We start from the raw sequence: 25,198 nt of genomic DNA on the forward strand, positions 1-25,198 counted from the left end.
TATTTACTCCGCCGCCACTTTAGAGGCGCGCTCTTGTGCTTTCATCGCCTTGTGCATTGCGTCCGCTGCGTCACGGCCATCCTTGATGGCCCAAACGACGAGCGATGCTCCGCGTACGATATCGCCCGCGGCGTAAACACCCGGCAGGCTGGTTTCCATTGTGGCGTAATCGACCCGCACCGCGCCCCAACGGTTCACGGTCAACGTCTCTTCTCCAAACAGCTCTGGCAGGTCTTCCGGATCAAAGCCAAGCGCCTTGATGACCATGTCGGCCTTCAGGTCAAAGGTTTCACCGGTCTTCACCGGAGACTGGCGACCGGACGCATCAGGCTCACCCAGTTTCATGCGGCTAGCCCGCACGGCTTTCAGCTTGCCGGCTTTTGTATCGAGAATTGCCTCCGGTGACGCGAGCCATTCGAACGTGACACCCTCTTCTTCTGCGTTCGCCACTTCCCGTTGGCTCCCCGGCATGTTGGCGCGGTCCCGGCGATAGAGGCACGTGACGCTCTTTGCCCCTTGGCGAATGGCAGTCCGGACACAGTCCATTGCGGTATCGCCGCCTCCGATCACCACAACTCTTTTCCCATCGGCGTTCAGGGTCCCATCATCATAGGCTGGGACAGCGTCGCCAAAATTCTTGCGATTGGAAGCGGTCAGGTATTCCAGCGCCGGGAAAACGCCTTCATTGCCACTACCGGGGCATTTCAGGTCCTTCGCCTGGTACACGCCGGTCGCGATCAGAACCGTGTCATGTTCTTCGCGCAGGGTCGCGAGAGAAACAGTCTCCCCGACGCGCGTATTGAACTTGAACGCGATGCCGGAATCTTCCAGCCGTTTGATGCGACGCTCGACGACATCTTTCTCAAGCTTGAAGCCCGGAATACCGTAGACCAGCAGACCACCCCCGCGATCATACGCATCATACACGACAACTTGGTAGCCTTTGCGGCGCAGCTGTTCCGCCGCCGCCAGACCCGCCGGGCCAGCGCCTATAATGCCTGCCGATTGAGCCCGCTCCCGCGGTGGCTTGATAGGAGTTACCCAGCCCTGCTCCCAGGCATTGTCTGTGATATATTTCTCGATCGAGCCGATTGTCACGGTGCCGTGACCGGACTGCTCGATTGTACAAATGCCTTCGCACAAACGATCCTGCGGGCAGATGCGGCCACAGATTTCCGGCATGTTATTGGTCGCAGAGGACACTTGATATGCCTCTTCAAGGCGATCTTCCGCCGCCAGTTTCAGCCAGTCCGGGATATTGTTCGATAGCGGGCAGCCTTGCTGGCAGAATGGAACGCCGCATTGGGAACAGCGCGTTGCCTGCTCTTTCGCCTTGTCCTTGCTGAACTCTGCATAGATTTCATCGAAATCGTCCTTGCGATCCGTCGCGGATCGCTTTGTCGGCATGCTTCGCTCGACCTTGATGAATTTCAGCATCTTTTCTGCCATAGTGGCGCTCCTGACCTTGGAAGCCCGGGCTTACGGCGTGAGCGCCTTATGCGCAATAGTATATCGCGCTTTATGTATTGTTTCGATATGCGTAATTCTGCACAATCGCAGATAATGCTCAAATATGAGAAACAGTCTCATATTTTCGTATTATTTTGATATGTAGTGATTTGATGGTTGGTTTACCGAATTGGGCTAGGTGCAAACTGTCGGAATTCAACTAGGTTCGCGCCATGTCACTCCTGCAGCTTGCCATCATAGCCCTCCTTCAAGGTACCACCGAGTGGCTGCCGATTTCGTCTTCGGGGCACGTTCTGCTTGCAGCAGGCTATTTCAGTGCAAGTCCTGCGGATGAACTGCTCATCAACGCAGTCTCAAATATTGGCACTCTGCTGGCCATGCTCATCTACTTCAGGAAAGACGTCGCAGATGCCGTTGCGGGCGGATTCGAACTGATCGCCGCACCTGTTTCGAAATCACCTCTTTCGAAAGGGGCACGCCTCGCCGCCGCCGTCATCGTCGCGACCCCCATCGCCCTGATTGTCGCCGTTTCCTACGAATTGTTCCTGCCAGAAAGCATGCTCTCGACAATGCGAAGCATCTACGTGGTTGCAGCAACCACTATAGTGTTCGGCGCGCTACTTTGGTGGGCCGACGCCAAGGGCGCACGAACACGCACAGAAGAAGACATGACGCTCTGGCACGCATTCCTGATCGGTGCCACGCAGGCCATCGCAGCCATTTTGCCGGGGACAAGCAGGTCCGGCATAACAATGACGGCCGCGCGCGCATTGGGCTATGATCGCACGGAAGCCGCCCGCTTCTCGATGCTGATTGGTGCCCCCATACTGGCGGCGGCTGGTGGATATGGCCTCATCGGCCTCATGTCCGCTGATCCTGCCAGTTCAGTCCTGACGCTTCAGGATGGCCTCGTTGTTGCGGGCATCTCATTCATCAGCGGTCTCGCGTCCATCTGGTTTCTGATGTCACTGCTCAGCCGAATGAGCTTCCTGCCCTTCGTTATCTACCGTTTTGCGCTCGGTGCCGTCCTGATCCTGGGCTCACCCATGATCGGGCTTCTCTAGATCAGGCTTCAGAAGCTTTGTGGAACTCGCCATAATCCCGGAAGCGCCACAGGTAGCCCGGCACGATGGCCTCCACCGATTCAAGATCAGTAATGCCAAGATCCTTCAGAGTCAGCGCATCGTCGGCCACCACATTGTCGGTTTTCAACATTTCAACCTGGTCGGCTGTCAGCGGCGGATCGCCCAGAAAGCCCCAAGAGAATGGTGGGACGTAGCGCCACACAGCAGCGCTCAGATAACCCATCGGCTTGGCCACGAAAAAGGGCAACGGCACGGTGAACCGGCGTTTGTCGATGGTGGAGAAGATCACGTCATACAGCTCATTGAAGCTGTAAGTCCGCGGGCCGCCCAATTCGTAGGTCTTGCCGGCAGCCGCCTCATTATCCACCGCAGTCGCAATCGCTTCAGCCACATCCCCTGCATACACGGGCTGGAAGCGCGTCTTCCCACCGCCAAGCGCAGGCAACAGCGGCAGCACGCTCATGATGGGTGACGTCGCCATCGCGGCGAACCGATTGAAGAATTCGTCTTCCGGGCCGAACACGATGGAAGGACGCAGAATCGTAGCCGTTGGCACGGCTTCGCGCACGGCCGCTTCGGCTTCAGCTTTCGTCCGCGCATAGTCTGCATCAGAATCGGCGTCCGCGCCAATTGCGGAAACTTGAACGAAGCGCGTGATGCCCTTCTCGGCCGCAGCAGCGCCCAGAACTTTAGTCCCCTCGCGTTGAGCGGATTCAAACGTCTGCGCGCCCTTTTCGAACATGATGCCAACCAGATTGACAACTGCGTCGGCGCCTTCCAGCGCGCGATCAACGGATTCCCGGTTGCGGATATTGGCCTGAACGATATCGACCCATCCTGGAGGGCCTGCGAGGCGAACATCACCCGCCGTATTCACATGGCGACACGCAACGCGCACACGCCAGCCCTTTTTCACGAGTTCACGGGCAGCATAGCGACCGATAAACCCCGACCCGCCGAAAACAGTTACCAAGCCTTTGGTCATCTTCAGTCTCTCTCATGGCGGCCATGCCGCGATAATTCGATTGGGGCCTTTGATCATAGACCCTTCCGCCTGTCTACCAAGCGAGCGCGGGCGAATCAGCGCGGACGTGCAGATTGTCCATTTCGACTTGCCGGGTTGCCCAATCCGGCATCGGAAATCTGGAATCTATGCCCCGTAACGTTCTGCAAACCAATCGGCAAACGCCCGTCGCTCGTTCTCACTCATGTGCAAGCCAAGCTTCGACCGACGCCAGAGAATGTCCTCGGCTGAGCGCGCAAACTCCGACTCGACCAGATAGTTGACCTCCGCCTCGAACAATCCCGCCCCAAACGCCTGCCCAAGTCCCGCTTCGCTTTCTGCCTTTCCAAGCAGAAGCCGGACCCGTGTGCCATACGCCCGCGCCAACCGCTCAATCAGTGCAGGGTCTAGCGCCGCATACTCGCGCAGCAATTCGCCCAGAAATGAAGAGAAATCAGCGTCCGGGATATCCCCTCCAGGCAGGCTTGCGGTCTGGGTCCAGTCCGGCGCAGTTTCAGAAAATATACCTGCCAAGGTCGCCATCGCGTCCTCGGCAAGCTCCCGATAGGTCGTGATCTTTCCGCCGAAGACCGAGAGGATCGGGGCGCCTGCCCCATCATCGAGCTTCAGAACATAGTCTCGCGTAACTTTGGAGGCGTTAGCAGCGTGGTCATCGTAAAGTGGGCGTACGCCTGAATAGGTAGCCGCGACATCTGCTGGTGTCACCGGCACCTTGTAGTACTCACTCGCCCCGTCGCAGAGGTATTCGATTTCATCCTGAGTGATCTCGACCTTGTCGCGATCAGCATCATAGGGAACATCCGTTGTGCCGATCAGGGTGAACTCTCCGCGTTCATACGGAATTGCGAACATGATCCGGCCATCGCCATTCTGGAAGAAATAGGCGTGATCACCCTCATGCCATCGCGGCACGATGATGTGACTACCCTTGACGAGTCGGAGATGCGTCACGTCCGGCTGGTTGCTATCGAGGTCCAGAATGTCATCAACCCACGCGCCGGCCGCGTTGACGACGGCCTTGAACTGCCGGGTGTGTGTTTCGCCTGAAGTTTCGAGAACGGCTTCCCAGTGATCGGTGTAGCGCGTGAGTGATATGCACCGGGTTTGAGTCAGGATTTCGGCGCCGCGCGCCTTCGCATCAACCGCGTTCAACACAACGAGACGCGAGTCCTCCACCCAGCAATCTGAATACTCGAAGGCGAGCCTGAACTCATCTTTCAAAGCATCGAGTTTAGACGTCGACTTTCGGCGAAGCGTAGTCGTGGCTGGCAGGATCTTTCGTCCGCCAAGATGGTCGTAGATGAAGAGTCCCAGCCGTATCAGCCAGGCTGGTCGCAGCGCCTTGTGGTGCGGAAGGACAAACCGCATCGGCCATATGATGTGAGGCGCGGCCTTGAGCAGGATCTCGCGTTCAATCAGTGCCTTGCGAACTAGGCTGAAATCATACTGTTCGAGGTAACGCAGGCCGCCATGAATCAGTTTGGTACTGGAGGAGGATGTGTGCTGGGCCAAGTCATCCTTTTCGCACAGGACGACATCAAGCCCCCTGCCCGCGGCGTCGCGCGCGATCCCCGTGCCGTTGATCCCGCCGCCGATCACCAGAATGTCGTGCATCTCAGCCTTTCATCAGGCCGGCGGCCTTCAGCAGCTTTCCTGCGCGCAGGACGCGTTGCAGCTTGTGCTCCGAAGAACGGTCACCCTTGTTCGAATCCGGATGGAACCGCCGCACATATTCCGCGTAGCGCGCACGGATTTGCGCTGGCGTCGCGTCTGTTTCGAGATCCAGTTCCTTCAATGCGCGGGTCTGAAGCGTATTGCGGTTGCTCGAACTCGCGGCCTCGCCATTTGCCACGTCATCCATGTTGAAGAACCGGCTACCCGCCCAGCGGCGCGGATCAAGCTTCTGAGCGCTCTTTTCTCCCGCCAGCGGACCTGTTCCAAATTTCCAGGTACGCTTGTGGCCAAACCGCTCCTGACGGGCAAAGGACGCGGCTTCCGCCTCCGACATACCTTCGAAGAAGTTGAAGCTGCGATTGTATTCCGCCGCATGAACCTGACAGAACCAATGGCGTCCATTTCCTTTGCGTTTCGGCGCAGGATGCGTCCCCTCAAGGTCGCATTCCTTGTGGTCACAAACACGAGTCTTCTGGGCACGCGCACGTGAAGCCTCGTCTTTGGGAGGCTTGATGCGTATATCCTTGAACTTCACGCGATAGGAAAATGGGTCACTGTCTGACATGGCCCGGCATAATAAGGAGAGCAGGTTAAAGATGCCACCGCCAAGTGACAGGTTATCGCGAATTCGTGACCTTTTGACCGAGGCTTTCGAACCCACAGAGCTCGAAATCACGGATGATAGCCACAAACACGCCGGGCATGCCGGGGCCGCACCGGGTGGCGAAACCCATTATTCCGTGCGAATCACATCCGCTGCATTCGAAGGATTGTCCCGCGTCCAGACGCAGCGTGCCGTTATGCTGGTATTGCAGCCTGAATTCGATACCGGGCTTCATGCTCTTGCGCTGAAGGCGAAACCGGCCTGATTCTTGAATTTCCTATCTTCTGGCGGAACCGAATTATGACTCGTTCATTAATTCCACAGCCGTCGAGGAGAACGGGTGATGGTAAGAGAATTGATGATCGCCGCAGCTGCGGGCGCAATGTTCATGGGTTCAGCGAGCGCCGAGCCTGCATCTGATGATATGAATCTGGGCATGATGCACTGGATTCGCGACACGGTTTGCACACCAGATCGCGAAATCGTCTTCGTGCCGGTTTCGCATGATATTCCAACCCTTCAGGGGGAGTGGGCGGTCATCGCGATGGACAATCCCGATCCGAATTCGGCCCACATCGTGTCCTTGAACGAAAAGAACTGGCTGAAGGCCAATGGGTGCGACGAAGACCCAGCCGATACGCTGCAGATGGCCAGCCGGAAAACCGAATCAGCTCGTCTCGGCCTCTGAGATATTCAGGCCGGTCACTTGATTGCGCTGTCGGCGCAGCACGTTGAACCGATACCCGTGGAACACAAAGCTTTGGCCTGGCTCAGGGATGGTTTGCGCCTCATGAATAACGAGACCCGCGACCGTCACGGCCTCCTCGTCGGGCAAATTCCATCCAGTCGCGCGATTTAGGTCCCGAATAGGGACCCAGCCATCAACATTCACAGACCCATTCGGCTGCGGGCGCACACCCTGCACCGCCACGTCATGCTCATCATGGATGTGGCCGACGATCTCTTCGAGAATGTCCTCGAGCGTGATCAGTCCCTGAAGCTCGCCATACTCGTCCACGACGAGTGCAAAGTGACTCCGCTTTTGCAGGAACGCATCGAGCTGATCCTGAACTGGCGTTGTCTCCGGAACGAACCACGGCTTGCGAAGCAGGTCTTCAAGATTGAGCGACGACAAGTCTCCGCCAAGGGGCAACGCAGCACGCAACAGGTCTTTTGCGTGCAGAATGCCGACTATCTCTTCCTTCTCGCCGCGATAGAGCGGCAAGCGCGTGTGCGGGCTCGCCATGGCCTTCATGATAAGCTGGCGCGGCTCGAGATCCGCATTCAGCATCTTGATGTTCTTGCGGTGGATCATGACGTCTTCGACGGTCAGTTCCTTCAGGTCCAGCGCGCCAACAAGGCGCAGCCGGTCTTCGGCGCCCACACCGCCTTCGGATGCGTGGAGATCAATCGCGCCTCGAATTTCCTGTTCCGCAGAAACCGCTTCCGCCGGAGTACCAAGACCAAGCACACGAAGCGTCACGCTGACCACAAACTGGATCAGGACGACGATCCACGACACGGCAAGAACCAGGGCGCTGATCGGTCTGGCCACACTCATTGCCATCGTATCCGGACGTGAAATCGCATACGTCTTCGGCAACACTTCGGCGAACACCAGCACAAGAATGGTCATGACACCCGTCGCCATCACAAGGGCTAACCCGCCCTGGCCAAACAGCGCCGTAAACAGCGACGTCGCCAGAACCGAGGCAAGAATGTTCACGAGATTGTTGCCGAGCAGGATCGCCCCGATCAGGTTTTCCCGATTGGAGATCAACCGGTTCACCGTTGCGGCACGCTTGTCGCCATCCTTCTCCAATTGGTGCATTCGGGCGCGCGACGCCGCTGTCAGTGCGGTTTCCGAACCAGAAAAAAAGCCTGACATGCCAAGCAGCAGCAGGATGGAAATGGCATAACCGATAATCATGGTGTGGGTCTCATGGCGAGAGGATCAGGCCTCCAGCAATTCGTTGCTGAGAAATGCTTCGACAAGGGATAAGTCTGCATCCTTGTGGATGTAGGATTGGCCAATGCCTCTTGCGAGGATGAGCGGCACACGGCCACCGCTTGCCTTCTTGTCCTGCTGCATCAGTTCGACCAGACGAGCAGCTGTATATGGCCCGCCCTGTCGTCCTGGAATCGCATATTGAAGGCCCGTCGCCTTCAGATGTGCGGTCACGCGATCGGCATCCGTCTGCGGCGTAAGCCCTCGAGACGCACCAAAGCGGAAGGCGAGCGCCATGCCGATGGCGACCGCTTCACCATGCAACAGATCAGGGGCATACTCGTTCGCGGCCTCAAGCGCATGGCCGAATGTATGCCCCAGGTTCAACAGGGCTCGCGCCCCGGTTTCGCGTTCATCTTCGGCAACGATCGCCGCTTTCGCACGGCAGGATGTGGCGACAGCATGCGCGATGGCTTCGGCCTCCAACGCCAGGACCGCTTCGCCATTCGCCTCGAGCCAGGCGAAAAACTCCGGATCATTGATCAGGCCGTACTTCACAATCTCTGCATAGCCAGCCCGCAGCTCTCGCGCAGGCAGGGTTTCGAGCAGTGCCGTGTCTGCAATGACCAGTTGGGGCTGATAGAAAGCGCCGATCATGTTCTTGCCGCGCGGCGTGTTCACGGCGGTCTTGCCCCCGACAGAAGAATCCACCTGCGCCAACAGAGTCGTCGGCACCTGAACGAACTTCATGCCCCGCTTCATCAAGCTGGCCGCCAGCCCGGTGATGTCACCGATCACGCCGCCGCCAAGCGCGATCAATACGTCGCCGCGGTCTGCTGATGATTCCAACAGCCAATCCAGTATGTCTTCGAGATTGGAGAAGGATTTCGTTTTCTCTCCTGGCAGGAGGGACTTCCAGATTGTCGTCACGCCCGTCGGGGCAAGCGCTTCGTCAAGCCGATGACGATGTATCCGCTCTACGGTTTCATCTGTCAGCACAAAGACGCGTGGCTGTTTCAGCATCGGCGTCAGACGCTCCCCCAAATGGTCAAGCGCACCATGACCAACAAGAATGTCGTAGCTGCGATCCGCGAGGTCTACGGTCACCGTATCAAGTGGGGAAAGGGTTGTGGTCACTTCGGCGTCCATGTCTGAAGGGCTTTGTAGATGGCGTTGACTGTATTGATGTGCGGACCATCCTTCGATGGCACCACCAAATCGGCTTGCGAATAGATTGGCTCGCGCTCAGCCAAAAGGCTGGTCAGAACATCCTTCGCATCCGGCCGCCGCAGCAGCGGGCGCGTATCGCGTTTCTGAACCCGCCGCCACAGGGTTTCGAGATCCGCATTCAGCCAGATGGTGACAGCATTATCGCGCATCAATTCGCGTGTTTCTGCGTTCAGGTACGCGCCGCCGCCCGTAGCAAGCACATGTGGCGGCTGCTCCAGCAGGCGTTTCAACACCTGCTGTTCCCCTCTCCTGAAATCTTCTTCACCGTGCAGCGCGAAGATATCGGTGATCGACAGGCCCGCCGCCTTCTCGATCTCCGAATCACTATCGTAAAATTCACGACCCAGCTTGTCTGCCAGCCTGCGGCCAACCGTGGATTTTCCTGCCCCCATCAATCCCACAAGCGCGACCGTCCGCGACATGTAAGGCAATGTCGCGCCATCGGGTCTGGAAGTACTGTCACTATCAGATGGCATTCTGGACTTTCGGGCTCCGTTCGGTTCTTGTCCTATAGTTGCTGCGGCGCGTTCGCAATCCAGCGCCGAAATTCTGTATCTAGGGGTAATTAGGCATGCGCAAGTTTCTGATCCTTTTAGGCCTGCTGGCAATCCTTGTTCTCGGTGTTGCTTGGTGGCTCGGTGGACAAGCGGAAAAGGGCAAGCCCGAACCCGGCGAGATTCGCATCGAGATCGACGATGTCCTTTAGGGTCGCACTTGCCGCCACCCTCCTTGCCTTGGGTGTCGGGCCATTTGCCAGCGCCCAGATTGAGGATTCTGGCCTGGAGCTGGTCAATCCATGGGGCATGAGCTTCCTCGAAGCGGGTGAGCCTTCCCTTCCGACGGATATGTGGCGCGCATCCGATGCAGACGATTTGCTGCCCTTGATGCGCGATGTCCGCACACATGACCTGACCCCGGCAGAACGCACCCTGATGCGCCGCATGGCATTGTCGCCGGCAACACCGCCTTCCGGAATCCAGGAACCGCATTTGCGCGCCGAACGCGCTCGCATCATGTACGATCTGGGCGAAGCCGAAGCTGCAGCCAGCCTGATGGCGCGCCTCGACACCCCCCCGCCCGGCATGAATGCAGACGAAATCATTGCGGACGTGAATCTCGCGCTCGGCAATGAGGCTACTGCCTGCGCCATGCTGAACGATCCGGATCGGCTCTCAGGATATTGGGCGAAACTGCGCGCGGTTTGCGCGGCTCTCGAGGGCAACTCAGCCGGTGCGGAATTGGCAATTGAAATGGCGCTGCAGCAGGACGCCGTCGATTCCTGGCTGCTCGCTGCCGTGTTCGCGACATCCGGCGAACTACCAGAGCCACCTGAAGCCGATTATTCGTCGGGGCTGAATCTCGCCATTTCTGCCAAAGCTGGCCTCACCCCTCCGGCAGACCCGATCCCCGCCAATCGCCCGGATTTGTCGGCGGCCATAGCAATGCATCGCAACTTACCGATCGAGTTGCGCGTCAAAGCGGCACATATGGCGACAAAATCCGACATGCTGGCGACAAATGACTACAGAACGCTATTCCTGGATATGCTGTCAGAGCCGGAATTTGTCCCGACGACCCCATTGGAGAGCGCCCTGTTTGCGGCGCGCGATCCACTCGTCACAGATGAGAATCGCAGCTTTGCTCTAGCCGCTGCGCTGCAGGAAGCGACAGACACACCGGCCCATTTTGATGCGGTTGCCCGTCTTCTCTGGCCCGAAATCGCGCGCCTGCCGATCAATTCATCCACAGCGGCAAGCGCTGCCGTCTTTGCCCGGGCCTCTCTCGCCGCCGGTGAGCTTGAAACGGCGCAGAAATGGGCTGATGCCAACACCATGGAAGGCGCACCAGAGGACGGAAGCTTTGATTCCGCCTTCATGTCAGCGCTGCTAATCCTCGCCGGGTTGGACGCGTCGCGAAGCGAAATCGCGTATGCCGGGGTGAGACTGGCTGCCCAAGCCGAAACCGATGCGCAAAAGCGGTCTGCCGTTCGCTTGTTCGCCTTGTGGACTGCAATGGGCATCGCGCCCCCTGCAGATGCACGCCGCATGGTGGTGGAAGCGCCGGACAGTGACACGAGCGCGGCCATCACCCCCCATCTGCTGCGCATTCTCGGCGCTGCCGAAGCCGATGCTGCAGGTGAAGTCATTCTATCGACCGTAGGCATGACCAAAGGCGACCCGACAGCGCCGGACAATGCAAGCCTTGTGCTCTTGCTGAACGCGCTCGAACGCATTGGCGCAAAGGACGCAGCCCGGGAAATGGCACTGGAAGCTGCAGGGTACTGGAAAGCGTCCTGACATTCACACGCTCTAAAGGGCTAGATGCAATGATGCGGGCATGACCGACCGCGCTCGCATCGAAGCCTTTCTTGAAATGATGTCCGCCGAACGCGGCTCATCGACCAACACGCTGGATGCGTATGGGCGCGATCTGCTGGACGCCTCCGAGTATTGCGGCGGCGCGTTGTGCGACGCGGACGGGTCAGACATTTCGGGCTGGCTGCAGGACCTGTCCAGGCGCGGCATGGCCCCCTCTTCCCAGGCACGCAAGCTGTCTGCCGTTCGCCGATTCTTCCGCTTCCTGTTTGAAGAAGGCGACCGCAAGGATGACCCAACCGCAAAGGTCGACGGTCCGAAGCCTTCACGAGATGTGCCGGATGTGCTGTCTCGCGAAGAAATGGCGGCGTTGCTCGCAGCTTGCGCCGATGACCTCAGGCTGACCTGTCTTGTTGAAATGCTCTACGGCGCTGGCCTGCGCGCCACCGAGCTTGTCTCGTTGAAGCTGGGCGAGTTGCCACGCCGGAAGGGTGATCGCTGGATCACAACTGACGTGATCGTCCGAGGAAAAGGTGGCAAGGAGCGGCTTTGCCCGTTGGGACGTCCAGCGCTGGATGCCTTGTCAAATTGGCTCTCGATCCGGGAAACATACCTGCCCGAAGGATCACTTGCGCGTGGCAGGGCAGAAGGTTTTGTGTTTCCATCCCGTGGCAAATCGGGCCACCTGACGCGCAGGCGGCTGGGCCAATTACTCGAATCCCTTGCCCATTCGGCAAACATTCGACCAGACCGCGTACACCCGCACGCACTTCGCCACGCCTATGCAACGCATCTGTTGATGGGCGGCGCGGATTTGCGGAGCGTTCAAACGCTTCTTGGCCATGCAGATATCGCCACCACGCAGATCTACACGCATGTTCTGACTGACGAGCTGGCAGAGCTTCTGGAAACAGCTCACCCGCTCGCGCAAAAAAGCTGAACTGGCTGCGTAAGCGCATATTGCCGAAATCAGACCGACTCCCGATATGCTGATCTCAACGACACCCTCAATTCTGGACGAGCCCCGCAATGAAACGTTTCCTGAGTGCCTTTATTCCGACATTTCTGATCTCAGAAATCGCCGCGATCACCTTCATGACCGCGACGTGGGCAATTCTGTCCGAGCTTCACGCAGGGGTAAATGTCATCATCGGTGGCGAGGTCGTTACCGCAATCGGTGTTGCTGCGCTGGCGGTTGCAATTTATCGCCGCGCTTCCCGCCCCGAAGCCGTGATTGAAGCTGCGTCCGACTCAGAAAGCGCCTGAGTTAAACCGTGGACGCTGATCCGCGCGTTGCGACCCAGAATGCGTGAATAACGCCCGGCAACCAGCCGATCAGGGTCAGCACCAAATTGATCAGGAACTGAACGCCGATACCTTCCTTCAGGGCAACAGCGACCGGCGGCAGGAAGATTGTGAGCAAAATCATAAGAAGGGACATGGCAGATTTCCTTTGTAAATGGTCTGCTTCTGCAACGTCCAATCCCGAAACCTGTTCCAAGCTTCTATCCACAAGTCATCTTGCGGTGTTGGCAAACTGCCATTGACCCCTCCCCAAACGCACGTCTAGACAGCGGGCAGGGCGTTTCAATGAAGTTTAGTATCAGACCGTACCGGGTGTGGTGTGCGGCCGCGTGACGGGAGTCCGCTGTGTCGGCCATATTCACTCCTACGGGAGACAAAGAGTTCTTTACGCCGTTCGGCCCAATGATGGGCTTCGTGCGAATGCCACCTGCGCTGGTCGAGCATCTTAACGCAGCGATGAGCGACCAGTTGGAAGACCATTCCGCGAGCCTGGTCGGGAAGGTTCGTCAGGAACTTCGCTTTCCGAAACACCTAGTCGATGCGACTGCCGGCGCTTTGGGGAACGCCCTGATCGAATATCATGTGCGTGCAAGCCGCCGCGGCAGTTTTGGCGACTACGACCATCGATCAAAACGATTTGAATTGAATGTCATGGCAGGCTGGTTCGTGCGTCAATACGCGCATGAGTACAATCCTCTCCACATCCATACCGGGTGCGCCCTGTCATGCGTGGGATATCTGAAGCTGCCAGAGGGCATCGATGAGGAATGGGCAGAAGATGATCGCGACCATCATCCGACCCACGGGCACCTGCAATTCGCGCACGGAACCGATACCCATTACTCGGTATCCAACTTCATGATCAGGCCACGTGTCGGGGATTTTTATATCTTCCCATCCTACATGTTTCACAGCGTCTATCCGTTCAAGACGCCGGGAGAGCGGCGGTCTTTCAGCATGAACCTTTCCGTGGAGGAATCCGAGACGTGAGCCTTTCTGGCTGATTGACGCGCTTTGCGCTGCCTCTATGTTGCGCCGCAACAAGGAGGAACGCATGAGCACGAAAACCCCAAGAGACTTTTTCAAACCTCTCGCCATCGGCGCCCCCGCCCCGATGCGTGACCTGCCGGTCCGGCTGGAACGGATGATTCACTTCGTCCCGCCACATCTGGACAAGGTGCGCGCCAAGGTACCGCAAATGGCGGCGGGTGTGGACGTCATGCTGGCCAATCTCGAGGATGCCATTCCGGCTGATGCCAAGGATGCGGCCCGCGCTGGCGCAATCGAAATGGCCTCCATGTATGACTGGCAGGGCAACGGCACCGGGTTCTGGAGTCGCGTAAATCCGCTCAACTCTCCTTGGTTTCAGGAAGACGTCAGCGAACTCATCCTGAAAGCCGGGCATCAATTGGACGTCATTATGTTGCCAAAGGTCGAAGGCCCTTGGGATATTCATTTTGCGGACCAATACGTTGCCCAATTGGAAGCGAAAGCCGGTCTGACCCGCCCGATCCTGTTCCACGCAATCCTCGAGACAGCGCAGGGCATGGCCCGGGTCGAAGAGATCGCCTTGGCAAGCCCGCGCATGCAAGGCATCAGTCTCGGCCCGGCAGATCTGGCCGCCGATCGCAAGATGAAAACAACCCGAGTGGGCGGCGGACATCCATTCTATCGCGTCATCGACGATCCGAACGAAGACGGCAGCGCACGTGCCTCGGCCCAGCAAGACCCGTGGCACTATACGATTGCCCGTATGGTCGATGCATGCCGAATGGCCGGCATCAACGCCTTTTACGGTCCGTTTGGCGACATTGCGGACTTGGACGCCTGTGAGCAACAGTTCCGCAACGCCTTCCTGCTCGGCTGTTCCGGCACATGGAGCCTGCACCCGAACCAGATCGCCATCGCGAAAAAGGTGTTCAGCCCGGACCCGAACGAAGTGAAGTTCGCCCGCAAGATCCTCGACGCCATGCCAGATGGCTCCGGCGTCGCCATGATCGATGGCAAGATGCAGGATGACGCGACCTGGAAACAGGCCAAGGTGATTTCAGACTTGGCCGACCTTGTCGCCAGCAAGGATCCCGACCTCGCGGCCGCCTACTCCGCGTAATTCTGCTTCACCTGTCCCATTCGCATGCTAGGGTCACTCCAGAAAAGGGAGGACTCAGCATGCGGAATTTGGTGCTCGCTCTGGCGGGAATGGGTTTGGCAGCGCTAAATGCTGCAGCGGACGAGGTTTGGTCGACCCCCATCGGCGACGTCGTCTACGAAGCGGACACGCCTGAGGGGTGGGCCGTTTGGTCCTATCCGGGTCTGGACGCGAGAGGCGCTGTCTACCTGAAGGATCTCGCAGGCGTGTATGAAGAGCGCGGCGCATATGCAGGTATCTGGGTGGAACCGGAAAGCTCCGATATTGAGCTGTGCGACGTCGCCATCACAAATCCGGTGACGGGAGAGGCTCACTATAATTGGGGCCGAGTCGATCTCGTTTTTACTGAGCCAGACTTTCCCGGCGGCTGGGTCGCATTGCGTGGAAATTGCTTCAACCAACCAAGCGACTATCTGATCGGAAAACCGGTCACTGGCAGTATAGAACAGTAAGGAAAACCTCCGATGGCCGAACACTTGATACCGATGACCGGGCATAGCTCAAACCTGCAAGCATGGTTTGACTGGATGAATGGCGATCATTCGCCTGAAGGACTGTCAGCACAGCTGGCTGATGACGTTGTTTTCAAGAGTCCTGTCGTTCACACTCCGCAAGCTGGCAAGCCTATTACAATGGCCTACCTGACAGCCGCAGGCGCGACGCTCGGTGGGGATACATTTCGCTACACGCGCGCTTTCGACTGCGGCGACAAAGCTGTTCTCGAGTTCGAATGCGAGATGGACGGAATTCTCGTAAACGGAGTCGACATGATCGAGTGGAACACGGACGGAAAGATCATGGACTTCAAAGTCATGGTCCGCCCCTTGAAAGGTATGCAGGCGGTACACGCCGCGATGGGGGCCATGCTGGAAAAGATGAAGCAAAGAGCTTAGCCAAACAGGTTTCCATGCATCTGCCTATCCTTTTCACAGACAGGTTGGTTCTACGCCCGCCGGAAATTCACCATTTCGAACCGTCCGCCACGATGTGGGCTTCCGAAAACGTCACCCGTCACATCGGCGGCCAACCCCGGTCCCGGCAGGAAGCCTGGTTCACGATCTGCCGCAATCGCGGCATGTGGGAATTGCTTGGCTATGGTTCCTGGGCAATTGAAGATCAAGAGACAGGCGAGTTCGTTGGTGAAGGGGGGTTCGCTGATTTTGAGCGCGGCATGAACCCGAACCTTTCCAACTGGCCCGAGGCCGGCTGGGTATTCATTGAGAAGGCTTGGGGCAAGGGTTACGCAAGCGAAGCTGTCAGCGCGATGCATGAATGGCTTGATCAGAACAAGCCCGGACAGAGCGTTTGCATTATTGATCCTGGCAACGCCGGTTCGATTCGTGTTGCGGAGAAATGTGGATACAAGTTCTGGCGAGCGTCAGAATACCGCGGAACATCTGTCAACGTGTACAGAAGAAATTCGGCTTAGCTGACTTTTTGGCGCGACGACTGACTGTTACTGGTCCAGCCCCGGATGAAATCCATGAATGCTTCATGCGGAAGTCCTGAACTGTACAGGAAACCCTGCGCCATCGAACATCCACGGCGCCGCAGGAAATCGGCCTGCCGTTCTGTTTCGACGCCTTCGGCGACGGTCTTCAGCCCAAGCGTCTCTGCCATCGCAAGGATCATCTCGATGATCGCCGGAGCCTGCTCATCGGATTCAAGTGCCGAAACAAATTGACGGTCAATCTTGAATACGTCGAAGGGCAGTTGCGTAAGGATGGACAGGTTTGAATGGCCGGTCCCGAAATCATCAATTGCCAGCTTGGTACCCAGACTGCGAAGTGGACGCATAACCCGCGCCACCTTTTCCGGCTCGGACACGGCCATGCTTTCAGTAATCTCAAGTTCCAGCCGGTTCGGCGGCAAACCCGTACGCTTGAGAATGGATAGTACTGTTTCGGTCAGATCCGTCGCCTGAAACTGGCGCGGCGACACATTCACCGCAACAGTGGCATTGAACCCTTCCTGCATCCATATCCGGGCCGACTCGCACGCAGCTTCAAGAACCTGTTCACCAATCTGCGTAACAAGTCCCGTTTCCTCTGCGAGCGGAATAAAAGTATTCGGCGATATGATTTTGCCGTTCGGACGAATCCAGCGCGCAAGCGCTTCGGCGCCGACAACCTGACCCGTCATGAAGTCGATCTTTGGCTGGAAGTGCGTCTTGAACTCCCGATTGGCCACCGCGTCGCGAAGCTCTGCCTCAAGCATGTACTTGCCACGCGCCACTCGATTGAGACGTGGAGAAAAGTAACGAAATCCCGACCCGGTATCACTGCGGACCTGTCGTAGCGCCAGTTCAGCGTGCCGGAATAGTTTGTGCACAGTGTCGGCATCTTCGGGCGCAATCACAATGCCACCTGATATGCCAAGCGTGACAGACTGCCCCGCCACTACGAAAGGCTCCGCGAACGCCAAGCGAATTGCGCGCGCTATGTTGGACACGTAATCCCTGCTGACTGCGCAAGGCAAATAGAGTGCAAAACTATCGGCCTGCATCGCGGCCAGCATCGAATCTTTCAGCCCATTCCGAACGGGCCCCTCAAGCGAGGCCAACGCAGCAGACATGCGCTCGCCACACGTCTTCAAAAGCGCTTCGCTTGCCAACGCTCCGAGACGTTCGGATGAACGTGTGAAATTGTCCAGATCCAGTACGATCAACGCCGCAGGGGTTTCATACTTCGCGCGAGGCAGCGTCTTGTGTATGTGTTCTTCCAGCGCGATCAGGTTTGGCATACCGGTGCGCGGGTCTTCATATGCAGTCTGGCGCAGCGCTTCGTTATCCCGGCGGAGTTTTCCAACAGAGCGGATCACAACCGAGCGCAGTCGACGCAGCTCAACAAAAGACACGTTGGACAAGCGCGCAGTGGAGTCTGATTGAGCGACCTCAAGATACCGCGTGAAGTTGATCAGGACGTTCTGGAATTCCCGAGCGAAAAACCATGCGGTTACAGCAGCAACAGCGGACGATGCCGACAACAGCACAAAGATTGCCCAGAGAGGAAGGGACATGTCTGTCCAGGCCTTGCCTTCGACAAGCGCGCCATACGCCTGTTCGATTGTCCAGACTCCGACAAAGATGATGACTGTTGCAATTGCTGCAGACCAAGCCGCAAACCCCGGAATGGTCATACGGCCCAGAAGTCTCGAGATGAAACTCTGTTTGTCCACGCTTAGAACGTCCTTACCACGTCACCACATTTGTGTGCGGTAACCATGTTTCCGGAATATGTTTAGGAATCAGTGAACAAAACGCGCTAGCTGTAGCGCTTCCAACGCACTATATGGGCCAGCATGACTACGAACCGCACTGCTACAGTTACCCGAACCACCAAGGAAACCGACATTTCGGTTACCGTCGATCTGGATGGGACGGGAAAGTCTGACATCGAAACCGGCATCGGTTTCTTCGATCACATGCTGGAAGCATTTTCCAAGCATTCAGCGATCGACCTGACGGTTCGCTGCAAGGGCGACCTGCACATCGACATGCACCACAGCGTCGAGGATACGGGCATTGTAATCGGTCAGGCCATCATGAAGGCGCTGGGCGATTTCGCCGGCATCACCCGGTTTGGCCATGCCTATGTGCCAATGGACGAAACGCTTTCCCGCACCTCTCTGGACCTTTGCAAGAGGCCTTATCTGGTGTGGAAAGTGCACTTCAGCCGCGACAAGATCGGCGAGATGGATACCGAACTCTTCAAGGAGTTCTTCCACGCCCTGGCTGGCAATGGCGGCATGTGCCTGCACGTGGAGAACCTCTACGGCGAGAATTGCCACCACATTGCAGAATCCTGCTTCAAGGCTACTGCCCGGGCGCTGCGTGCGGCCATTGCGGAGGACCCGAAGCTCGGCGGCAAACCAGCCAGCACCAAAGGCAGCCTCTAACCTCCCTTCCCCGTGGCCAGTAAAACGCTCCGCCCCATCACTTCGGGGTCTTCCGGCGTGAAAGCGATGTCTTTGAAGCCAAGCGATTCCAGCTGCCTGCGATACTCTTCAGGGTCAAGACTGGCATGGTACACGGCTTCACCGCCAACCATGCCTGTTACTTCGCCGCCTCCAGGCCCGACTGTCAGCAGCAGCGCGCCGCCGGGCCGGACCAGCCTGCCGAGTATCGGCAGCAGCTGCAGCTGTTCATCCTGGCTGAGGTGAAAGAAGGCGTCCCAGCTGACGATTCCATCAAAATCACCCACCAGATCAAGGGCCCGCATATCTTGCACCTGCCAATTGCCTGACGGGGCATGTTCGCGGGCCAGCGCGATCATGGCGCCAGAATAGTCAACGCCTGTAAGATCACAGCCCTGGGCCAGAAGAAATGCCCCAAGCGGGACACCTGATCCGCAGCCAAGATCCAACACCCGGGGCCGCAGGGGAAGCGAGGCAAGAAAGGGGTCGAGCCATTTACGCTCATTCAGGTCGCGCATCCGGTGGCGATGCCAGACACCAGCTTGGCGCTCATAGACTCCCTGCATATCGCGGCGGATAGCAGAGAGGTCAGAAGCGTCAGGCCGGTGTGTCAGGATTCAGGTCCTATTTGCGATAGTCGAGCGGTGGGTCACGATCGCCGAGCAGGGATTTGTATTCGTAGTCCGGACCACGGGCTTCATCGAATTCTGTGCGCGCCTTTTTCCGCAAGTCGCCATTCGTAAACAACTCAACAGCGGCGAGCGTGATCGTCTCGGCGGCAACTTGCGTCCCCTTGTGGCCGATAGATGTGCCACTGGCTGCCACAGCCTGCCAGGAATGCGCAGGTGTTCCCGGCACCCAGGTTGCTGTGCGCAGTCCGACGGTTGGGACTGCATAAGACACATCCCCCACATCCGTTGAGCCATAGCCAAGCGACACTTCGAAGGGCTGTACTTCCGAGGCTGATGACAATGGTAGCGACGTGTCGCTGAGAGTCGTGGAGATAGTCTCGGCGAATTCCAGTTCAGCCTCTGTATATTCCACGCCGCCCACGATGCGAAGCTTCTCGTCCATCAGAAGGGCCAGCGTTTCGTTCACGAGCAGTGGGTTGTTGCCGTGGATGACTTCCCACTCCACTTCAGTTCCGGTTCCCTGTGCCGCGCCCCGCGCAGCGTTTTCCAGACGCGACCAGATTGCCTCAACGCCGTCTGGGGAGGGATGGCGGACATAGTAGAATACTTCCGCAAAGTCCGGCACCACATTGGGGGCTGAACCGCCAGAGGTGATGACGTAATGCATCCGCGCATCCTGCGGGATGTGCTCGTGCATCATGTTGGCCATCATGTTCATCGCTTCAACGCCATCCAGCGCGGACCGCCCCTGTTCGGGAGCGCCAGCCGCATGGGCAGAGATTCCGGAAAAGCGGAACTTCGCAGACCGGTTCGCCAGCGTCGTGTTGGCCGCGGCAGAGTTGCGATCCCCCGGATGCCAGTGAATGGCAATATCAACGTCTTCGAACAGGCCCGCGCGGACCATGTAGACCTTGCCGGAGCCGCCCTCCTCGGCCGGTGTGCCATAGACGCGGATACGGCCCGGTGTCCCGCTCTCTTCCAGCCAGTTCCGAATGGCGATGGCAGCCGAGACAGACCCCGCCCCGAACAGATTGTGCCCGCAGGCGTGACCGGCAAGCTTGCCATTGACACCTTTGCGCGTTGGCAGGGCCGACTGGTTGATACCTGGCAGCGCGTCCATTTCGGCCAGCAGCGCGATGACCGGACCACCAGAGCCGTATTCGGCCACGAAGGCTGTCGGAATATCTGCCACGCCTGGCGTTACAGTGAAGCCTGCATCTGAAAGGGTTTCCTGAAGCAGGGTGGAAGACTTCTCTTCCTGATAGCCAAGCTCTGCCCAGTCCCACAGGCTGTCCGACAAATACGCCGTCAGCTCGGCCTGGCTGCGCGCTTCGTCCAGCGCAGCGCTCTCGGCCGCGTCGGGCCAGGCAGGGGTGGCGGCGCAGGCGGCCAGCAGACAGGCGGTAAACGCGGGCAGGATGGATCGCATGAGCAAGCTCCGTGAAATTGGCATGATGCGGCCGAGCTTGCGGCACCTTGCCCCTGGGCGCAAGGGTGGCTGGCCCCTTCCCTCACGGCCCCGGCAAGGCTAAGAGCGCGGCCATGAGCCTTGTTGCCCTCATCGATTACGGATCCGGAAACCTGCACTCCGCCGGCAGGGCGCTGCGGGAAGCGGCGCGCCTTGGCGAGACCGGCCACGAGATCCGCATCACGAACCGTGCCGAAGACATTCTCGAGGCAGAGCGTGTGGTGCTGCCGGGCGTGGGCCATTTCGCAGATTGCGCCGCAGGCCTGCGCGCCCAGACCGGCGTGGTCGAGGCGCTGGAGACGGCCTGCCTGAAAGGCGGCAAGCCCTTCCTGGGCATCTGTGTCGGCATGCAGCTTCTGGCCGAGACGGGCCGGGAAGACGGCGCGACGCCGGGCCTCGGCTGGATCGCCGGGGAGGTTGCGCGCATCCAGCCGGGCGAGGCCTTTCGCGTGCCGCATATGGGCTGGAACGAGCTGTCCCTGCGCGGCGCGCCGCATCCGGTCCTGTCAGGTCTGGGCGCTGAGCCGCATGTCTATTTCACGCATTCCTACGCCTTCACGACAGCCGACCCCGCCGATATGGCCGCCACGGCGAGCTATGGCGCAGAGGCGATCACCGCAGCGGTGGCGCGGGCCAATCTGTTCGGCACGCAATTCCACCCCGAAAAGTCGCAAGCCCTTGGCCTGCGCATCCTGTCCAATTTCCTGAGCTGGGACCCATGAACCGGCTCACCCTGAGCGAAGTCGAAGGGCGAGCCTCTCCCAGCCCGCGCTCTCCTTCGACTTCGCTCAGGATGAGCGCCAAGGAGCGACTATGAGTTTTACCCTGTACCCCGCGATCGATTTGAAAGACGGCCAGTGCGTGCGCCTGCTGCGCGGCGAGATGGACAAGGCGACTGTCTTTTCTGACAGCCCGGCTGACCAGGCCCGCGCCTTTCGTGAGGCGGGCTTCACGCATCTTCACGTGGTGGATCTGAACGGCGCCTTTGAAGGCAAGGCCGTGAACCGCGCGGCGGTCGAAGCGATCCTGAGCGCGACCGATGCGCCGGTGCAGCTCGGCGGCGGCATCCGCACCCGCGCGCAGATCGATTCCTGGCTGGAGGCCGGCATCTCCCGCGTCATCCTGGGCACCGCCGCACTGCGCGATCCGGAGCTGGTGAAAGAGGCCGCCCGCGCCCTGCCCGGCAAAATCGTGGTCGGCATCGACGCAAAGGATGGCATGGTCGCCGTCGAAGGCTGGGCCGAGACCAGCGACATGAAGGCGACCGAACTGGCCAAGGCGTTTGAAGGCTGCGGCGTGGCGGCCATCGTCGCCACAGACATTGGCCGCGATGGGCTGAAAACCGGCGTCAATGTTCCGTTCACGGCAGAGCTCGCCAACACCGTCAGCATCCCAATCATCGCCTCTGGCGGCGTCGCCAGCACGGACGACATCCGCGCCCTAATCGCCGCCGACGCCCCGATCGCGGGGTCTATCCTCGGCCGCGCGCTCTATGATGGGGATATTGTGGCGGCGGAGGTTTTGGGGCTTTTTTAATCCGTATTGCGATTATTGATACTGAGTAATACCGACCCCAAGGGACCGCCATCCTTTCATGTACTGTGTACAATCGTCGGATATCACCTGCTCGCGATTTCGAATTGCCGCAATTATGTCTTCTGTACTGGACCCCACATCCTTGCATGAAACCATTCTCAACAGCTTCTTGTCTTCAGCTTCAGCCAGATCCATCAAGAAATAGGTGATACTCTGCGCAAGCAGATGAGAGTTCAGTTGATTGGCGCGTTTACGAGCGCTACGCGAACCCATCGCTCTTTCCGATAGTTCCCCCCTGCGTGCGGGAAGCAAATCGGCCTGCTCACGTCGGGGTTCAAGCTGCATGGAGATATAATTGAGCGGGTTCAACTGACCCAAGCCGACCAAAGTTGGCCCGGATATCGCCGAAAGTCCCGTAACCCACGCATAGGCCTGATACGTATCATTCCAGCCCGCTTGAGAAACCTCGGCAATGGGTTCTCCGCCGAAAAAGTTTTGGAGCTTCTGGTTGTTATTCCACACTTCCACAAGACCGCCTTCGTAAAGCGTGAAGGCGCCAAATGCCTGGGTGGCGGAAATGACGCCGGGGGCCGATACGTCATACGCGAAACTTGCATCTTTCTCATTCAAGCCAGGATATGCGGCTATAAATCGAGATCCTATTTCACTTTCATAGACGGCCTGCCCCGTCTGACGATCGACAATCCTGTAAATTGCGTCTGTCCGCCCTGCGAAGTGTCTGCCGAACGCATCGGTATCCAATTTGAGAAATTCAATTTGCAATGCATATCTCGCACTCGCAGGCGTTCGGGCTTGCAGGCCCGACTTGGCAAGAGCGCGCAACAGCATTGGCCGGTACAATTCCTGATTGGGTTCTTCAAAAAGATAGTCCCGTTGGGACATGCCGGACACATAATCGAGTACAACAGAGTCCTGTAGACGGTCACCATTCTCCCATCGAATGAAATGCGTTTTGGGCAAGGGAGGACGTTGCTGTTCAATTGTATCCTCCTTGTTCATGAAGCCCGGCATCGACATCATGGCCTCTTTTGTAGGCTGATGATTTGCGCAGGCCATGAGCAGCAACAGGGGCAGAGACGTGATGAAGCGCTTGAACATGATAAGCCTTTCAAAGAGACATACGGTACTCTCAAAGGTAGAATGCAACCCTTAAGGATTTGATATCTCCCTACGGTTGCCGATCGGTTTCTTTGTGGACTCCCGTCAGCACAAACATCCGGACTGGCCGCAGCCATCCGGGTATCTCGTGTTTTCGGCCCCTCACGGAACCGACAGCGCAGCGGGCGCCGTGGCGCTCCGCCTGATGATTTGTAGATGGCTACGGAGTGGAGCGTTACCGCCCGCCGCGCCGGACAGGGTCTTCAGCGGACACCTCGAAAGGGCCCAAGATCCCGGGTCTTCGTTACCGGCGCCGCGCGAACACTTCCTCCGTGCTTTTCACACAAAAGGCGCATCCGGGGAGGCCTGACTCCCGTGCGTCCGGACGAGGCGGATTCCCAACTTGCCTTCGCAAGCTCACCCTGGCCTGACCTGCCTAGGGCGTTGCAGGACCGTACACCTCCCGCAAAGCCCATCCTGTCCCTGACCCCACAACCAGAACGGCACCTGATCCGGCTCCCGTGAGGGCAGGAGGTGAATATGGGGTAAGGGGCTATCAGGCGGATTGGGGGAGGCGCACAGGCCGCCTCACACCGCATCCCCGGCGCATGCCGGGGTCTCCCGCCGAAACGACGCGGAGCCCGCGCCCGTGCTTCGACTTCGCTCAGCATGAGCGCTCACAAAGTACAGCAAAGACCAGACTCATCCTGAGCGAAGTCGAAGGATGAACTGGCGAGAGACGAACTTTCAGGGATGAGCCTTGCTTTCGCAGGGGCCTGCGGGAGGAGAGGGAGGGAGTCTATCCCCACACGGTAGAATGGGAGGCGCGGCTTAACCGGCGCGGCGGGTGAGGAGAGGGGCGCCGCTGTCGATGGCGATATAGGGGCGCGAGAAACCGAGGGCGCGGTTCTTGCCGGCGTGTTTGGCGGCGTAGAGCGCCTTGTCCGCGCGAGACAGAAGCGTGGAGATTTCAGACGGGCGCGCGCCTTCGCAATAGCCAAGACTGATCGTGACCGGAAGATCCCCTTCCCGCGTGTAGACCGGAGAGGCCGCGACAATTGCCACCAAGCGTCGGAAGGCGCGGATTGCCTCCACCTCTGAGGCGAAGATGCCCGCAATCGCGAATTCTTCCCCGCCCAGACGCGCGATCAGGCAATCACTTGGCGCGTGCGTGTTCAGCGTTTCGGCAAGGTCCCTCAACACGATGTCACCCACATCATGGCCCCAGCGATCATTCACCGATTTGAAATCGTCCACATCGGCCAGCGCACAGAAGAAACGGCGACCAGACCCGCTGGCACGGCTGCGCATCTCCCGGACGCCATCGAAGAAGGCGCGGCGATTGGGCAGGCCGGTCAGCTCGTCCAGATAGGCGAGGCGATGATTCTCACGCGCCAGGTCTCGCGAGCGCATGTCGGCGCGCAGGATGAAGAAGCTGCAGATCGGTGCGATCAGCAGGGGCAGGAGGATGGCACGCAGGAGCGTGTCAGACCGGGTGGTGACAGGGTCCATCGCCAGCCAGGCGATGACCGGCACGACCGCCAGCACAATTGCGCCCAGCGTAATCAGGACGCCAAAGCCGATGGCGCGGCGGACTTCCTTTGAAATCGTCATCCTGACGACCCTCCAACACGATTTGTATTTATCATTGCAATCGTTTGTAACGGTAGGCCGTTAACGCCCATACCCATAGCGGCGAAAGGATTTGAGGAAGTGTGTTTACC

The 25,198-nt window shown here is 58.5% G+C and carries 28 protein-coding genes; 15 read left to right on the top strand and 13 right to left on the bottom strand.

Translation table 11 applies throughout. The annotated features are described in order from the left end of the window. Positions 1-3: 3 nt before the first annotated feature. Positions 4-1,449: an NAD(P)-dependent oxidoreductase gene (locus tag HF931_RS03890; protein WP_273241938.1), complete on the bottom strand. Its 1,446-nt coding sequence runs from the start codon at positions 1,447-1,449 to the stop codon at positions 4-6. A 233-nt stretch (positions 1,450-1,682) separates the two neighbouring features. Between HF931_RS03890 and HF931_RS03895 the strand changes: the two genes are divergently transcribed. Beyond that, positions 1,683-2,534, top strand: coding sequence for an undecaprenyl-diphosphate phosphatase (locus HF931_RS03895; RefSeq protein WP_273012895.1), 852 nt, complete (start codon positions 1,683-1,685; stop codon positions 2,532-2,534). 1 nt (position 2,535) lies between these two features. Here the strand turns inward: HF931_RS03895 and HF931_RS03900 are convergent, their stop codons facing one another. The 3 genes from HF931_RS03900 to HF931_RS03910 all read right to left on the bottom strand — a co-directional run bounded on the left by HF931_RS03900 (position 2,536) and on the right by HF931_RS03910 (position 5,818). Continuing rightward, on the bottom strand, positions 2,536-3,540 hold the full coding sequence (locus tag HF931_RS03900) for a complex I NDUFA9 subunit family protein (protein ID WP_273241940.1): 1,005 nt from the start codon (positions 3,538-3,540) through the stop codon (positions 2,536-2,538). Positions 3,541-3,705: 165 nt separating this feature from the next. Beyond that, on the bottom strand, positions 3,706-5,193 hold the full coding sequence (locus HF931_RS03905; protein ID WP_273241941.1) for a glycerol-3-phosphate dehydrogenase: 1,488 nt from the start codon (positions 5,191-5,193) through the stop codon (positions 3,706-3,708). A gap of 1 nt (position 5,194) precedes the next feature. Then, complete coding sequence (locus HF931_RS03910) at positions 5,195-5,818, bottom strand: J domain-containing protein (protein WP_035549620.1); 624 nt, start codon at positions 5,816-5,818, stop codon at positions 5,195-5,197. A gap of 31 nt (positions 5,819-5,849) precedes the next feature. On the opposite strand from HF931_RS03910, the gene HF931_RS03915 reads away from it, so the two are divergent. Both HF931_RS03915 and HF931_RS03920 read left to right on the top strand, forming a co-directional pair. Next, the gene (locus HF931_RS03915) at positions 5,850-6,122 is read left to right on the top strand and encodes a BolA family protein (RefSeq protein ID WP_035549623.1); all 273 of its coding nucleotides are present in this window, start codon (positions 5,850-5,852) and stop codon (positions 6,120-6,122) included. 78 nt (positions 6,123-6,200) lie between these two features. After that, positions 6,201-6,545 carry a hypothetical protein gene (locus tag HF931_RS03920; protein WP_273241942.1) on the top strand — a complete coding sequence of 115 codons (345 nt, stop codon included), beginning with the start codon at positions 6,201-6,203 and terminating at the stop codon, positions 6,543-6,545. On the opposite strand, the gene HF931_RS03925 is transcribed toward HF931_RS03920, so the two are convergent. The 3 genes from HF931_RS03925 to HF931_RS03935 are packed head-to-tail and all read right to left on the bottom strand — an operon-like array spanning position 6,525 to position 9,511. Continuing rightward, positions 6,525-7,787, bottom strand: coding sequence for an HlyC/CorC family transporter (locus HF931_RS03925; protein WP_035549627.1), 1,263 nt, complete (start codon positions 7,785-7,787; stop codon positions 6,525-6,527). The genes HF931_RS03920 and HF931_RS03925 overlap by 21 nt on opposite strands. A 24-nt stretch (positions 7,788-7,811) precedes the next feature. Then, positions 7,812-8,942: a 3-dehydroquinate synthase gene (aroB, locus tag HF931_RS03930; RefSeq protein ID WP_273241943.1), complete on the bottom strand. Its 1,131-nt coding sequence runs from the start codon at positions 8,940-8,942 to the stop codon at positions 7,812-7,814. Then, a complete protein-coding gene (locus tag HF931_RS03935; protein ID WP_035549630.1) occupies positions 8,939-9,511 on the bottom strand; it encodes a shikimate kinase in 573 nt (190 codons plus the stop codon). The genes aroB and HF931_RS03935 overlap by 4 nt, the downstream gene beginning before the upstream one ends. A gap of 95 nt (positions 9,512-9,606) precedes the next feature. On the opposite strand from HF931_RS03935, the gene HF931_RS03940 reads away from it, so the two are divergent. The 4 genes from HF931_RS03940 to HF931_RS03955 all read left to right on the top strand — a co-directional run bounded on the left by HF931_RS03940 (position 9,607) and on the right by HF931_RS03955 (position 12,616). Beyond that, a complete protein-coding gene (locus tag HF931_RS03940) occupies positions 9,607-9,741 on the top strand; it encodes a hypothetical protein (protein WP_273241944.1) in 135 nt (44 codons plus the stop codon). Next, the gene (locus HF931_RS03945; protein WP_273012908.1) at positions 9,731-11,332 is read left to right on the top strand and encodes a hypothetical protein; all 1,602 of its coding nucleotides are present in this window, start codon (positions 9,731-9,733) and stop codon (positions 11,330-11,332) included. The genes HF931_RS03940 and HF931_RS03945 overlap by 11 nt, the downstream gene beginning before the upstream one ends. Positions 11,333-11,372: 40 nt before the next feature. Further along, the gene (locus HF931_RS03950; RefSeq protein ID WP_273012910.1) at positions 11,373-12,290 is read left to right on the top strand and encodes a tyrosine recombinase; all 918 of its coding nucleotides are present in this window, start codon (positions 11,373-11,375) and stop codon (positions 12,288-12,290) included. Between the two features lie 89 nt (positions 12,291-12,379). Further along, on the top strand, positions 12,380-12,616 hold the full coding sequence (locus HF931_RS03955) for a hypothetical protein (protein ID WP_273241945.1): 237 nt from the start codon (positions 12,380-12,382) through the stop codon (positions 12,614-12,616). A 1-nt stretch (position 12,617) separates the two neighbouring features. Here the strand turns inward: HF931_RS03955 and HF931_RS03960 are convergent, their stop codons facing one another. After that, entirely contained in the window at positions 12,618-12,791 is a 174-nt protein-coding gene (locus tag HF931_RS03960) for a YqaE/Pmp3 family membrane protein (RefSeq protein WP_081806048.1), read from the bottom strand. Positions 12,792-13,000: 209 nt separating this feature from the next. Between HF931_RS03960 and HF931_RS03965 the strand changes: the two genes are divergently transcribed. The 5 genes from HF931_RS03965 to HF931_RS03985 all read left to right on the top strand — a co-directional run bounded on the left by HF931_RS03965 (position 13,001) and on the right by HF931_RS03985 (position 16,233). Next, positions 13,001-13,645, top strand: coding sequence for a putative 2OG-Fe(II) oxygenase (locus HF931_RS03965; protein WP_273012912.1), 645 nt, complete (start codon positions 13,001-13,003; stop codon positions 13,643-13,645). Positions 13,646-13,709: 64 nt separating this feature from the next. Further along, on the top strand, positions 13,710-14,765 hold the full coding sequence (locus HF931_RS03970) for an HpcH/HpaI aldolase/citrate lyase family protein (protein ID WP_035549646.1): 1,056 nt from the start codon (positions 13,710-13,712) through the stop codon (positions 14,763-14,765). Positions 14,766-14,824: 59 nt separating this feature from the next. After that, positions 14,825-15,256 carry a hypothetical protein gene (locus HF931_RS03975; RefSeq protein ID WP_273012916.1) on the top strand — a complete coding sequence of 144 codons (432 nt, stop codon included), beginning with the start codon at positions 14,825-14,827 and terminating at the stop codon, positions 15,254-15,256. Between the two features lie 12 nt (positions 15,257-15,268). Continuing rightward, positions 15,269-15,697 (top strand): nuclear transport factor 2 family protein, encoded by a 429-nt coding sequence (locus tag HF931_RS03980; protein ID WP_273241947.1) that lies wholly within the window; start codon positions 15,269-15,271, stop codon positions 15,695-15,697. A 14-nt stretch (positions 15,698-15,711) separates the two neighbouring features. After that, positions 15,712-16,233: a GNAT family N-acetyltransferase gene (locus HF931_RS03985; RefSeq protein WP_273241948.1), complete on the top strand. Its 522-nt coding sequence runs from the start codon at positions 15,712-15,714 to the stop codon at positions 16,231-16,233. Here the strand turns inward: HF931_RS03985 and HF931_RS03990 are convergent. Then, a complete protein-coding gene (locus tag HF931_RS03990) occupies positions 16,230-17,981 on the bottom strand; it encodes a putative bifunctional diguanylate cyclase/phosphodiesterase (protein WP_273241949.1) in 1,752 nt (583 codons plus the stop codon). The genes HF931_RS03985 and HF931_RS03990 overlap by 4 nt on opposite strands. Before the next feature lie 123 nt (positions 17,982-18,104). Here HF931_RS03990 and hisB point away from each other — a divergent pair, with 123 nt between their 5' ends. Continuing rightward, positions 18,105-18,701, top strand: coding sequence for an imidazoleglycerol-phosphate dehydratase HisB (gene hisB, locus HF931_RS03995; RefSeq protein WP_035549652.1), 597 nt, complete (start codon positions 18,105-18,107; stop codon positions 18,699-18,701). Here hisB and HF931_RS04000 read toward each other — a convergent pair. After that, on the bottom strand, positions 18,698-19,237 hold the full coding sequence (locus HF931_RS04000) for a class I SAM-dependent methyltransferase (RefSeq protein WP_273241950.1): 540 nt from the start codon (positions 19,235-19,237) through the stop codon (positions 18,698-18,700). The genes hisB and HF931_RS04000 overlap by 4 nt on opposite strands. Before the next feature lie 106 nt (positions 19,238-19,343). Next, the gene (locus HF931_RS04005; protein ID WP_273241951.1) at positions 19,344-20,780 is read right to left on the bottom strand and encodes an amidohydrolase; all 1,437 of its coding nucleotides are present in this window, start codon (positions 20,778-20,780) and stop codon (positions 19,344-19,346) included. 113 nt (positions 20,781-20,893) lie between these two features. Between HF931_RS04005 and hisH the strand changes: the two genes are divergently transcribed. Continuing rightward, positions 20,894-21,541 (top strand): imidazole glycerol phosphate synthase subunit HisH, encoded by a 648-nt coding sequence (gene hisH / locus HF931_RS04010; RefSeq protein ID WP_273241952.1) that lies wholly within the window; start codon positions 20,894-20,896, stop codon positions 21,539-21,541. A 91-nt stretch (positions 21,542-21,632) separates the two neighbouring features. Next, entirely contained in the window at positions 21,633-22,355 is a 723-nt protein-coding gene (gene hisA, locus HF931_RS04015) for a 1-(5-phosphoribosyl)-5-[(5-phosphoribosylamino)methylideneamino]imidazole-4-carboxamide isomerase (RefSeq protein WP_273241954.1), read from the top strand. 12 nt (positions 22,356-22,367) lie between these two features. On the opposite strand, the gene HF931_RS04020 is transcribed toward hisA, so the two are convergent. Both HF931_RS04020 and HF931_RS04025 read right to left on the bottom strand, forming a co-directional pair. Continuing rightward, positions 22,368-23,474: a hypothetical protein gene (locus tag HF931_RS04020; RefSeq protein WP_273241955.1), complete on the bottom strand. Its 1,107-nt coding sequence runs from the start codon at positions 23,472-23,474 to the stop codon at positions 22,368-22,370. 831 nt (positions 23,475-24,305) lie between these two features. Then, positions 24,306-25,088 (bottom strand): GGDEF domain-containing protein, encoded by a 783-nt coding sequence (locus HF931_RS04025; protein WP_273241956.1) that lies wholly within the window; start codon positions 25,086-25,088, stop codon positions 24,306-24,308. Positions 25,089-25,198 lie beyond the last annotated feature (110 nt).

Source organism: Hyphomonas atlantica corrig., from assembly GCF_017795365.1.
Classification (GTDB): Bacteria; Pseudomonadota; Alphaproteobacteria; order Caulobacterales; family Hyphomonadaceae; genus Hyphomonas; species Hyphomonas atlantica.